This window comes from Mediterraneibacter glycyrrhizinilyticus, assembly GCF_015560805.1.
GTDB lineage: Bacteria > Bacillota > Clostridia > Lachnospirales > Lachnospiraceae > Schaedlerella > Schaedlerella glycyrrhizinilytica_A.
Genome location: NZ_JADMSO010000011.1, coordinates 1 through 12,216, shown reverse-complemented (window position 1 = coordinate 12,216; position 12,216 = coordinate 1). Strand labels below are relative to the sequence as shown.

Here is a 12,216-nt window from a genome sequence, read left to right as displayed (position 1 = left end):
ATAGAAAGAGGGATGAATATGAGATTTTTAAACAGCAGAAAAATAGCGTGGGGAATTTGTATTGTCGGCTGTCTGGCAGCAGTCATCAGTTTGCTTTTCCTGCCGGATCTGATACCGATGCATTTTTCAAATGGAGTTGCGGATGATTTCAGCGGAAAGATCCAGATTTTCCTGTTTCCGGTGTTGGAAGTTTTTATTGCATGGCTGACAGGCAGGGAAAAGGTAAAATATGTTCTGACACATTCCAAGGCGTTTTGGTCGGATGTGCAGTACAATTGGATGATCAATGGTGTTTTGGGTTTCGTTCTTGTTACGGAATTTTGGGTGATCTATATGGCACTGCGGTGAAAAGGTAAGGAAGCGTTGGATCGGGTGAATGACCGGATCCGCCGGGAACTGGGGATGTATTATGATTCGGAGTATCATCTGGTGATGAAAAAGTAAGATTGTATGAAGCGGCAGTTTGTGAGGAACTGCCGTTTTTTTCGTAAAAATGAAAAAACGCTTGACTGTATGAGTGGTATACACTTTAAGATAGGAGCATAACAAGCAAAGGAGGTGAGGGTGTGAACACAAAACAGGTGGAAGAGCTGACCGGATTGACAAGGCAGAATATCCGGTATTATGAGCGTCAGGGGCTTTTGGAGCCGGCGCGGACGGATGGGAATGATTACCGGGATTATTCCCAAAAAGATGTGGAGCGCCTTAAACTGATCAAGATGCTTCGGATGCTGGATATGCCGCTGAAAGAAATCGAACGCGTAGTAAACGGAGAAGTTTCGGTGAAAGAGGCGGTTGAGCATCAAAGAGAACAACTTCTTTCACAGAAAGAGCAGCTGCAGGCTGCGATCGAAGTATGTGCCAGTATCCGGAAAGAGAAGAATGCGGTTATTGATGTGAATGCTTATCTGGAACGGATGGAGCGTATGTCCGGAAGCGGCGGTATGTTTGCACAGATCGTGAATGATTATAAGCAGATCGCTCAGGAGGAAAAAGAACGCAGATTTTCATTTCATGTGCCATATCCGATAAATACGGAGGGGACACTCCTGCAGGCGATACAGGAATATGCCGCGGGACATGGGATGAAACTGAAAATCATAAAAAAGGGGCGATACCCGGAGATCAAGCTTGACAGTGTCAATTATACGGTTGTCTCTGTTCTGGAAGAAGATCCAAAGACAAAATGCATGGGAACAAAGATCATATGCAGACGAGAAAAACGGACGCGCCCGGATCAGACGATCTCGCCGGGACGGCAGAAATTATTTCAGGGAATCCATTTGATCGGTATGAACATACATAGGCACCGTACAAAAAGTATATTGAATCTGACTATTTGCTTTTTGACAGTGCTCGTACTTACATTTTACCTTGGAAATTTGATCCGCACACAGGCACAATTTGACGGTCTTGCGGAGAAGATCCCGGTGACAGCGGAAATCGCAAGTCCAAACGGAATGTTGAAAAACGGTCTTTTTATACGAGAGGAAGTATTGGATGCGTTATATAAAAACGGAAATGTAAAAGATGTAAAAGAAATTGTAGAGTTGCTTGGTAAAGTTAAAAGTGATAAAAATATCTCTCCGGATCAAGAAAAAACAGAGACGGGACAGAAAGCGATACCGGCAACGGAGGAAACAAAAATATGGGGTGTCAGTTCAGAAGCATGTACGAAGAAGATCGCCGAAAAATCAGTACAGTGGTGTGAGGATTGGAATTGGGATCTTTTTAAAGACGAACGGGAAGTCTGTATTGCGGATAAGGCGTTTCTGGAAAAGTACGGATATGAACCTGGAGAGATGATCACATTGGATCTGGGACGTTACAAACAGACATTGTCCGGAGTATATTTGGAGCGGGAAGAGATGAGTACGGAAAACATGACGATCGTAGGAGTGATGGAGCGGTCGGATACATTGGCGGAAGCGCAGCCGCCGGAATTGTTGATTCCTCTTTCTTATGCAAAGCAGTTGTTTGAAAAGAATGATAAAACGTATTTTGCTTCCGCGCTTTCATTCACCGTGAAAGATCCGATGGAATTAAATGCATTAAAGCAAGACTTGAAAGATGCCGGGATGAAGACGGTTGTCACTGCGGCGAAAGATTCGTATGCAGGATCCGCGATCCGGTTTGATGATGCGGTATTTATAGAAACGGCAGGAAATCTGGATCGGACATTGAATCTGCTGAAAGGCTATCTTCCGTTTTTGTTTCTGATCGTTCTTCTGACAGGTTATGTTGTCCCGCATTTGCTTCTTCAGGGAAGAAGAGAAGAATATGCAGTGATGCGGGCGCTTGGAACAAGTAAAAAACGATGTATCCTTTTGTTTTTTTCGGAACATATCCTGCTGGCGGCTTTCGGCGGAGGACTCGGAGCGATTGCGGGAGTTGCGGCGGGCGCTGCAAAGATAAGGCATGCCGGGTTGATCTGGGTGATCTTTCTTGTGTGTTATCTTCTGGGAGCGGCGGCAGCGATGTGGATGTTTGGACGGATCAGTATAGCGGCTGTGTTGGCACGCCGGGATTGAGAGGGAAATATGGAACAGATCAAAGTGGAACATATCAGTTATTCTTATCAGAATCAATATCAGAAAATCGAAGCGGTCAAAGATATTTCGTGTGGGTTTGAAGCCGGCAGTCTGTATGCGATCGTCGGAGAATCCGGGAGCGGAAAAAGTACATTTTTGTCGCTGCTGGCAGGACTGGATGCGCCGGATTCCGGGCGAGTGTTGATCAGGGGAACAGATCTTGCAACAATGGATCGGGATGCGTACCGCAGAAAGCAGGCGGCAGTCGTCTATCAGGCATTTCATTTGCTTCCGCTTCTGACTGCGCTGGAAAATGTGATGTATCCGCTGGAATTGAAGGGGATATCCAGAAAAGAAGCGATGCAGCGCGCAGTGGAAAGTCTGGAGGAAGTCGGATTGGATCAGAAAATTTTCCGCCAGTATCCGAAAATGATGAGCGGCGGGGAGCAGCAGCGGGTTGCGATCGCGCGGGCAATGGCAGCGGGCGGAAATATCCTGCTGGCTGACGAACCGACCGGCAACCTGGATTCGGAAAATGAGGAACATATCGTACAGCTTTTGTTGAAACTGGCGCATGAGATGGATTATGTGGTGATCGTGGTGACACATAATCCAATGGTGGCATCTTCGGCAGACGTAAAAATGACGATGAAAGACGGGAGATTGTTATCGATAAAAAAGCAATGAGGTGAGAATGATGACATTTTATTATAGTATGAAGCAAATGCTTCGGACGCCTCTTCGGAGTATCCTGTTTTTCGTGCTTGTCGGAGTTTCCGCATTGCTGCTTGCTGTGGGAGGAAGTCTTTGGTATCAGAGCAGTGGGATGGAACGGGAATTTGAAAAAATCTATACGACCATTGCGACCGTAGAACAGAAACAGGAAGAAGTCCGGACAATTCCGGTTTGGGATGAGACGCTTCAGGATTACTATTATATCAATCATGGTGTGTATGGGGAGCGGATTTCGGATGAGGTATTGGATTTCGACGGGGCGCCCTATCTGACAGAGGCGAAATTAAGACCGCATTTGGGAGCGTACGTCGAGCAGATGTATCAGGGGATCGGGAGAACAACGGTGATCACGGTGGAGGCAGAGGTGTCAGAGACAAGGACGGCGACCGAGTCGATCCCGCTTCGGATCACAAAGGTTTTGGAGGGGGCCAGAGAAGAGGGGGAGATCATCTGGTTCTGCGATGAACATTCGGAGAAACCGGTGACACTGGAAGCAGGAAAGACCTATATCATGCAGCTTCGGGAACAGGGCGTTGTGCATGGAGAACTGGCGGCACAGAACGCATTGGATCCGTTTGAATTGGAGTATGGATTTACAAATGGAATTGTGTCCAGTCAGTTTACACCGGAGGGAGAGCAAAAGCCGGATCCGTATCTAGAGAGTGGGGAGAACAAAGGCGTTCGTTATGATGAGGTAACGGATGGATTTTATGAGACAGAGAGTGGGAAGCGGTGGCTGAATGTCGCACATACTCAGGAATATGAAAACAGGACCATCCCGGTCACTCCGGTGGGGGCAACGAAACTGTTACTGCCGTTCTACCGCGGCGAGGCAGTGATTGAGGAGGGGCGTGACATTTCCGGAGAAGAGTATGAAACCGGTGCGGACGTGTGTCTGATCCCACGGCAGCTTGCAGTGCTTTTACAGAAAGAAGTAGGAGATCGGGTGACATTGCCGCTCTATTATGCAGACTATTCTTATATCGGCGGAAACGGAATGTCCGCGCCCACGATCCTGAATACGGATGGAGAGATTTATCCGGTATTTGATGAGCGGGAATATGAGATCGTCGGTATTTATACGGTCAGTCAATCGGCGGAAAAAGATGATTCGGAATTGGGGATGTATGAGGTGATCATCCCATGGAACACCGTGCCGGAAGAAGCATGGAGTGAAAATATCACGGGAACAGGAGCCGGATATATGAAAAGTTACAATACATCTTTTCAGATTCCGAACGGTTCGATCGCGGAATATATGGAGGGATGGAAGAAGCAGGGGATCGATGGGCTGGAGATCAAATTCTATGATAACGGTTATACGGAATTAAAAGAGGATCTGGAAAGCAGAAAAATGACGTCGAAAATCTTTCTGACCGGCGGTCTGGCAATGGCATTTTTAATCTTATTGTTTTTCGCAAATCTCTTTATATCCGGACAGCAGGAACGGATCGCAGTCGAGCGGCTTCTCGGAAGAATGAAACGTCAGTGTGCGGTTTCCGTATTATCGGGAATGTTAGTGCTGGCAGCCGCAGGTATCTTTTGCGGAAGTGCGACCGGCTATGTGACAGCCGGGATGGTCGGACAGCAGACAGAAACCGAGTTGAAATTTGATACGACTTACAGTAATGCGGCGGTTCAGGCAGTACAGGAAGAGGAGGAAAAAGAAGCCCGGGAAGAGACGGAAGAAGAGACGGAAGAAGAGACAGAAGAAGAGACAGAAGAAGAGACAGGAAAAGCAAAAGAGACAGTGGAAAGCCGAAAAACAGTGGGGGAGAAGAAGCCTCCGGTTTCTTTGGCGGTCGGAAGCGGCATCGTACTGTTTATCCTCACAGTTTTGATCTCTGCCGGATATATGAAAGCGACATTAAAAAAAGAAGTGCTTCAGATGCTGGGAGAATCGGAAGAAATCTGAACTTCGATAAATTACGGAAAAATCAAAAAATCCAATCCATTTCTTATTGACAGAATTAATTGGTTAGTGTATGCTAACACGTAAGTTAACTAATACTAACTAAGCGGATAAGGAAAGGAAGAAGCGTATATGAGTGTTGTGATCGTAGGCGGGCATGACCGAATGGTAGCCCGGTATAAAAAAATCTGTAAGTCATATAAATGCAAAGTCAAAGTATTTACACAGATGAGGGCTGATTTCAATAAACAAATTGGTTCACCGGACGTGCTTGTCCTGTTTACGAGTACAGTGTCTCATAAGATGGTGCGGTGTGCACTGGATGAAGTGGACAGCGACAGGACGGATATCGTACGGTGTCACACAAGCAGCGGAACAGCGCTGACGGAGATTCTGGAAGAATGTTGTTGCAAATGTAGTAAATGTGGGGGAAAATGCGACGGGGAGTCTGCTTGACAAGAAAAGGATGCATGCTATAATATACGAATGAACGAGTATTCATATATTGAAGCGTGGCATATCCGAAAGAATTGTGAGGTGGACACATGGAACGAAAAGAAGTGGAATGTTGTGAGTCGTTTGAACTCCATGAGAATCTTTTGAAAATCGTGCGGGAGACGATGCCGGAAGAGACCGAATTGTATGATCTTGCAGAATTGTTTAAAGTGTTTGGAGATTCTACAAGGATTCGTATCTTGTTTGTTTTGTTCGAAGCGGAAGTATGTGTCTGTGATCTGGCGAGCGCACTGAACATGACGCAGTCTGCAATTTCGCACCAACTTCGGATCCTGAAGCAGAACAAACTTGTGAAGAGCAGAAGAGAGGGAAAATCCGTCTTCTATTCTCTTGCAGACGATCATGTACGGACGATCATCAATCAGGGTCGGGAACATATCGAGGAAGAACCCCGCGGCTGAGCTGTATCGGGAAAGAAAGCGTGGATTTGCGCAGAAGCATAATAAGAAGCATAATAAAAAGAAGCTGAGGAAAGTTATATCTGGATTTGCTTTCAGCTTCTTTTTGTTTCATGATGTTCCGTTTTAATCAAAGAGAATCTGCATCATGACCGGTATAGGTGATATATTGTTTGATCGCAAGAAAGCTTTCTTCGCTGATATCATGTTCCATCTTGCAGGCATCCTGAGAGGCTGTTTCGGGAGCGACGCCGAGACGGATCAGCCAGTCGCGGAGAAGAACATGACGCTCATAAGTTTTTAGAGCGATCTCTTTGCCAAGATCGGTCAACGTGATATATCCCTCCGGGGAAACTGCGGCATAACCGCGTGCACGGAGATTTTTCATAGCGACGCTGATGCTTGGCTTGGAATAATGTAGTTCTGTTGCAATATCGACAGAGCGGACAACAGGGAGCCGCTGACTTAATATATGAATGGTCTCCAAATAATCTTCCACAGATTCTTCTGATTTATGTCGTATATAATCCATAAGGGAATCCTCCTTTCATTCGATGTATATGTGTATAATGGTAGCATTTTCAGAGGGAAAATGCAATGTTCATATAAAAAGCTGAATTAAGAAAATTGCGAAAAGGTGCGCCGGATAATAGAGGTAGAAAAACCATTTTGAAATTTTGAGGTTGGACTTTGTATGAATGTAAATAAACGGTAAAGCCAACAATGCGAAAATTTCAAACCCTATGGCATGTCCCCCTAGTTTCAGTGCAAGCGGATCTTCCATGTGTCCATTCAGCGCAGGCAGGTAGGAAAGTGTATAAATAATAATCCCTAACCATGGCTTGTTTCTGTAAAGATAGAAAATCATCATCAGAATGAGCCCTGTCATCGCGTAATCAAAATTGTAGGGCGAAGAATGTGATTGACTTTCCAAAAGGATTAGTATAAACTAACTATAGAAGAATGATAGAACAAAAATTCAGAGAAAAGGAGATAAAGATATGGGAACATTTGTGGTTGGAGCGATTTTAGTCGGAGTTGTGGCGTTTGTGATCCGGAGCATAATCCGGGATAAAAAGAATGGAAAATCAATCCAATGCGGCGGTGACTGCAGCCACTGTGGCGGACATTGTCATTAAAAATCAACGGCGTCGGTGCACAAGGGCGTTTTTCTCCTTGTACGCTGACGCTTTCATCTGTGCAGAGAAGCGCATAGAACACTCAAAGGTCTGTTCCTTTTGGAGAAAATATGCTAAAATTGTCAGTGGAAAATTATGCAGCATATAGAATAAGGAGGAACGGGATATGAAGCAGATTACGTTGGGAAGCACCGGGATCACGGTCTGTCAGAATGCGTTCGGGGCGCTTCCGATTCAGCGGGTAGATATGGAGACGGCAGCGGGGATCCTGCGCCGGGCATATGAGGGCGGAATGCGGTTTTTTGATACCGCGCGGGCATATAGTGACAGTGAAGAAAAATTAGGAAATGCGTTTGCCGGCATGCGTGACAAAATTTATATAGCAAGCAAGACAATGGGGCGGACGCCGGAAGAGTTTAAAAGTCAGCTGGAGACTTCTCTGAACATGCTTCAGACAGATTACATAGATATTTATCAGTTTCATTGTGTAGACATGTGTTATCGTCCGGGAGACGGAACAGGGATGTATGAGTGTATGTTGGAAGCGAAAGAGCAGGGGAAAATCCGGCATATCGGAGTGACTGCGCATAAGTTAAATGTAGCGAGAGAGTGTGTGGAGTCCGGTTTATATGAGACGCTTCAATATCCGCTTAGTTATCTTTCTTCGGAAAAAGAAGTGGAGTTGGTGAATATGTGCCGTGAGCGGAATATGGGATTTATTGCAATGAAAGGTCTGGCAGGCGGATTGATCAACAATTCCAAAGCAGCATTTGCATATATGTCGCAGTTTGACAATGTACTTCCGATCTGGGGAATCCAGAAGATGGAAGAACTGGAAGAATGGCTTGGATATATGACAGAGAGCCCGGTTTACGATGAAGAGATCAAAGCATTTATCGAGAAAGAAAAGGCGGAACTGACCGGAGATTTTTGCCGGGGATGCGGATATTGTATGCCTTGTCCGGCAGGGATCCAGATCAACAACTGTGCGAGAATGTCGCTGATGGTACGAAGAGCGCCGTCGGCAAACTGGCTGAACGAACAGTGGCAGGAGAATATGAAACAGATCGAGAATTGTCTTGACTGCGGACAGTGTAAAAGCAAATGTCCGTATGAACTGGATACGCCGAATCTGCTTCGGAAAAATTATGAAGATTATAAAAAAATCCTTGCCGGAGAAGTGGAAGTGTGATGTAAGGCAGCAGTAAAGCAGTACATAAATATGTCGTAATATATCGACAGGCAGAAGATAAAAGAGACCTGCCATACAGAGGAATGCGAAGCGGTGATACGCTCGGATTTTCTGTATGGCAGGTCTTTTTGTGAAGAGTGAAGTTTGACTATCGGTCGCTGTATACGAGGTCACCGCGGCAGACGGTATATTTTACCTTTCCGTACAGTGGAGTTCCGGTGAACGGAGTGTTGCAGGATTTGGAACAATATTTGGCCGGCGTCCAACATTCTTCCGGATCAAAGATAACCAGATCCGCAGCGGCGTGCTCTTCGATCTTTCCGTAAGGAAGCCGGTAAAGTCTGGCCGGATTGATCGTCATTTTTTCAAGAAGCTGCATCAAAGTCAGATGTCCCGGACGGACAAGGGATGTAATGCCGAGCGCTAGTGAAGTTTCCAGACCGATGATCCCGCTTGGCGCTTCCGAGAGCGGTTTTTGCTTTTCTTCGATACTATGCGGTGCGTGGTCGGTTGCGATCAGATCGAGCGTTCCGTCGGCAAGTCCCCGGATGATCGCCAGACGATCTTCTTCGGATCGAAGCGGCGGGTTCATTTTCGCCAGAGTACCGTGCCTGAGGACTGCGGTATCGTTCAAAGTAAAGTGATGCGGAGTCGCTTCGGCGTGGATTTTTGCGCCGAGAGCTTTGAAAGTACGCACAAGTTCTACGGAATAACCGGAGCTGATATGCTGGATCACAACATCTGCGCCGGAGCGAAGTGCAAGCATACAGTCTCTTGCAACGAGGGATTCCTCGGCGATCGACGGAGAACCGTAAAGTCCAAGCTGTTCGGAAACCGGTCCGTGGTTGATCCCGTTGTTTTTGATGAAAGATGGATCTTCCTCGTGGAGACTGATCGGGAGATCAAGGGCGGCAGCCTGTTTCATTGCTTCATAACAGAATGCTGCATTTTTCAAAGGGATTCCGTCGTCAGTAAATCCGCAGGCGCCGGCAGTTTTCAATGCCTGCATATCGGTCAGCTCTTCTCCTTTGAGGGAGCGGGAAACGGCAGCAGCCTGACAAATGCGGATCGCTTCTTTTTCTGCACGATTGAGAATATCTTCCAGTACAGTGACCTGATCTACGGTCGGGGAAGTGTTTGCCATGCAGATGACAGTGGTAACTCCGCCTTTTGCGGCAGACAAAGCTCCGGTATGCAAATCTTCTTTATAAGTAAATCCCGGATCACGGAAATGAATGTGTGTATCGATCAGTCCCGGAGCAACGATGAGACCGTCGGCGTCGATCACAGCCTCCTGTGAAAATTCAGGTGATGTAAGCAGGTCGAAGGATTCCGGTAAAATCTGTTCGATACAGCCGTTTTTGATAAGAAGGTCCGCTTTTTTGTGTGTAAGAGTTAAAGGGTCCATAATGGTTCCGTTTTTAATGATCATAAGATAAAATTCCTTTCTTTTTCAAATTATTATATCATTAGAAAAATGAACAGTCATTTCTTTTCTGAATAAAATATGTGATATTATCACAGAAAAAGAGATAAATAATCTTTAATATACAATATATCAGGAGATGAGAACAACAAATAAGAATAACAAATACGAATAACAGGAGGGGTTCAATATGGGAATTTTGGATTTTTTACGTGTCCCGAATATGGATCAGGGAGTAGTGGAATATAAAAATACGGAGGGAGCAGTTCTTTTGGACGTCCGTACACCGCAGGAATATAAGGAGGGGTATGTGCCGTCAAGTAAGAACGTGCCGCTGCAGTCATTGGGGCAGCTTGAAAGAATCGTAACGGATAAGAAGAAACCGCTTTTTGTATATTGCTACTCGGGAAGCAGAAGCAGTCAAGCGGTTAGAATGCTTGGAAAAATGGGATATTCGAATGTAAAAAATATCGGTGGGATAGCGTCCTACACGGGAAAGGTGGAACGATAAGATGAAAGTGGTGATCGTAGGAGGTGTCGCAGGCGGAGCAACTGCGGCTGCAAGAATCAGAAGATTGGATGAAGAGGCAGAGATTGTTGTATTTGAACGGACCGGATATATTTCTTATGCAAATTGCGGGCTGCCCTATTATATCGGCGGCACGATCGAAGATGCGGAAGAGTTGACGCTTCAGACGCCGGAGAGTTTCTGGAAGCGATTTCGTGTCCAAATGAAAGTACACCATGAAGTGACGGCAATCCATCCGGAGCGGAAAACAGTTTCCGTTAAAAATCTGGAAAATGCGGAAGAATTTGAAGAATCCTATGATAAGCTTCTACTTTCACCGGGAGCAAAGGCGGTACTTCCGAAGATTTCCGGTATCGGAAATGAGAAACTATTTACGCTTCGTACCGTGGAAGATACATTTAAGATTAAAAAATATATCGAAGAAAAGAAACCGAAGTCCGTGATACTTGCAGGCGGAGGGTTTATCAGTCTGGAACTGGCAGAAAATTTACGGGAATCAGGAATGGTGGTGACGATCGTTCAGCGCCCGAAACAGTTGATGAATCCATTTGATCCGGATATGGCATCTTTTATCCATAATGAAATGAGACAGCATGGCGTGAAGTTATATCTTGGTCATACGGTGGAAAAAGTAGAGGAAAATGAACAAAGCATAAATGTTTTATTAAAAGATGGCACAGCTCTTCAAGCGGATATGGTTGTAATGGCACTTGGGGCCACACCGGATACGAAGCTTGCGAAAGCAGCGGGGCTGGAACTGGGAATAAAAGAAAGTATTCTTGTTGACGAGCGTATGGAAACGTCGGTTGCAGATATCTATGCGGTCGGGGATGCGGTGCAGGTGAAACATTCTGTGACCGGAGCGGATGTATTAATCTCACTTGCAGGACCCGCAAACCGTCAGGGGCGTATCGCAGCAGATAACATTTGCGGTGGTAAAAGCATCTATCATGGTTCTCAGGGAAGTTCTGTTATCAAGATTTTTCGCCTGACCGGAGCTACAACGGGGATCAATGAGAGAACTGCAAAAAAAGCCGGAATCAATGTAGATAAAGTGATCCTTTCTCCAATGAGCCATGCGGGATATTATCCGGGCGGAAAAATGATGACAATGAAAGTGATTTTTGAGAAAGAAAGTTATAGGCTTCTTGGTGCACAGATCATAGGATATGACGGTGTGGATAAACGGATCGATGTGCTGGCGACAGCAATCCATATGAAAATGAAAGCGACTGATTTAAAAGGTCTTGATCTTGCGTATGCTCCTCCGTATTCTTCGGCAAAAGATCCGGTGAACATGGCCGGTTATATGATCGATAATATTTCGAAAGGGATTTTAAAACAATTTCATATAGAAGATATTGAAAAGGTAGTCCAGAAAGAAAATATAGTACGTTTGGATGTGCGTACACCGGAAGAATATGCGCATGGGCATATCGATGGTTTTCGGAATATACCGGTAGATGAATTGAGAGAACGTCTGAATGAAATAGATACGGATAAACCAATTTATGTAATTTGTCAGAGCGGACTGCGAAGCTATATTGCCAGCCGCATTCTTTCGGGGAAAGGATTGGAGTGCTATAATTTTGCCGGAGGATTTCGTTTTTATGATGCGGTGATCCGTGAACAAAGTTTGATCGAGACGTCATTGCCGTGCGGGATGGATCAGAGGAAATAAATCTTTCTATAAGTACATAAGCAGGAAAAAGCGGTGGAGAAATGAAAGAAACTCATTTCTTTACCGCGAACATGTAAATGAACTCGGCAACAGAAGAAAAATGCGACAATTATTCCGTTTAAAACCGGGAAATCCTATTATTGTCTGAATTGCATGA

13 protein-coding genes are annotated in these 12,216 nt (G+C 45.4%); 10 read left to right on the top strand and 3 right to left on the bottom strand.

Going from position 1 to position 12,216, the window contains the following annotated elements; all coding sequences use genetic code 11:
• The first annotated feature begins 18 nt into the window (after positions 1-18).
• From I2H87_RS10935 to I2H87_RS10910, 6 genes are all read left to right on the top strand, one after another.
• Positions 19-348, top strand: a complete 330-nt coding sequence (locus tag I2H87_RS10935) for a DUF1648 domain-containing protein (RefSeq protein WP_195609955.1) — start codon at positions 19-21, stop codon at positions 346-348.
• A 218-nt stretch (positions 349-566) separates the two neighbouring features.
• On the top strand, positions 567-2,531 hold the full coding sequence (locus I2H87_RS10930; RefSeq protein WP_195609954.1) for a MerR family transcriptional regulator: 1,965 nt from the start codon (positions 567-569) through the stop codon (positions 2,529-2,531).
• Between the two features lie 9 nt (positions 2,532-2,540).
• Positions 2,541-3,218: an ABC transporter ATP-binding protein gene (locus I2H87_RS10925; protein WP_195609953.1), complete on the top strand. Its 678-nt coding sequence runs from the start codon at positions 2,541-2,543 to the stop codon at positions 3,216-3,218.
• 7 nt (positions 3,219-3,225) lie between these two features.
• Complete coding sequence (locus I2H87_RS10920) at positions 3,226-5,181, top strand: FtsX-like permease family protein (protein ID WP_243273921.1); 1,956 nt, start codon at positions 3,226-3,228, stop codon at positions 5,179-5,181.
• Between the two features lie 129 nt (positions 5,182-5,310).
• Positions 5,311-5,634 carry a DUF2325 domain-containing protein gene (locus I2H87_RS10915; protein WP_009269050.1) on the top strand — a complete coding sequence of 108 codons (324 nt, stop codon included), beginning with the start codon at positions 5,311-5,313 and terminating at the stop codon, positions 5,632-5,634.
• A gap of 89 nt (positions 5,635-5,723) precedes the next feature.
• A complete protein-coding gene (locus I2H87_RS10910) occupies positions 5,724-6,095 on the top strand; it encodes an ArsR/SmtB family transcription factor (protein WP_009269049.1) in 372 nt (123 codons plus the stop codon).
• 127 nt (positions 6,096-6,222) lie between these two features.
• Here I2H87_RS10910 and I2H87_RS10905 read toward each other — a convergent pair whose 3' ends face one another.
• Together I2H87_RS10905 and I2H87_RS14180 are read right to left on the bottom strand one after the other, a co-directional pair.
• The gene (locus I2H87_RS10905) at positions 6,223-6,624 is read right to left on the bottom strand and encodes a metal-dependent transcriptional regulator (protein ID WP_009269048.1); all 402 of its coding nucleotides are present in this window, start codon (positions 6,622-6,624) and stop codon (positions 6,223-6,225) included.
• Positions 6,625-6,693: 69 nt separating this feature from the next.
• Entirely contained in the window at positions 6,694-7,026 is a 333-nt protein-coding gene (locus I2H87_RS14180; protein WP_408631513.1) for a TraX family protein, read from the bottom strand.
• Between the two features lie 67 nt (positions 7,027-7,093).
• On the opposite strand from I2H87_RS14180, the gene I2H87_RS10895 reads away from it, so the two are divergent.
• Positions 7,094-7,231: a FeoB-associated Cys-rich membrane protein gene (locus tag I2H87_RS10895; protein WP_009269046.1), complete on the top strand. Its 138-nt coding sequence runs from the start codon at positions 7,094-7,096 to the stop codon at positions 7,229-7,231.
• Between the two features lie 166 nt (positions 7,232-7,397).
• Positions 7,398-8,423, top strand: a complete 1,026-nt coding sequence (locus I2H87_RS10890; protein WP_009269045.1) for an aldo/keto reductase — start codon at positions 7,398-7,400, stop codon at positions 8,421-8,423.
• A gap of 148 nt (positions 8,424-8,571) precedes the next feature.
• Here the strand turns inward: I2H87_RS10890 and I2H87_RS10885 are convergent, their stop codons facing one another.
• Positions 8,572-9,855: a dihydroorotase gene (locus tag I2H87_RS10885; protein ID WP_195609952.1), complete on the bottom strand. Its 1,284-nt coding sequence runs from the start codon at positions 9,853-9,855 to the stop codon at positions 8,572-8,574.
• A gap of 184 nt (positions 9,856-10,039) precedes the next feature.
• Between I2H87_RS10885 and I2H87_RS10880 the strand changes: the two genes are divergently transcribed.
• Both I2H87_RS10880 and I2H87_RS10875 read left to right on the top strand, forming a co-directional pair.
• Complete coding sequence (locus tag I2H87_RS10880; protein ID WP_022152306.1) at positions 10,040-10,360, top strand: rhodanese-like domain-containing protein; 321 nt, start codon at positions 10,040-10,042, stop codon at positions 10,358-10,360.
• Between the two features lies 1 nt (position 10,361).
• A complete protein-coding gene (locus tag I2H87_RS10875) occupies positions 10,362-12,059 on the top strand; it encodes an FAD-dependent oxidoreductase (protein WP_009269041.1) in 1,698 nt (565 codons plus the stop codon).
• Positions 12,060-12,216 lie beyond the last annotated feature (157 nt).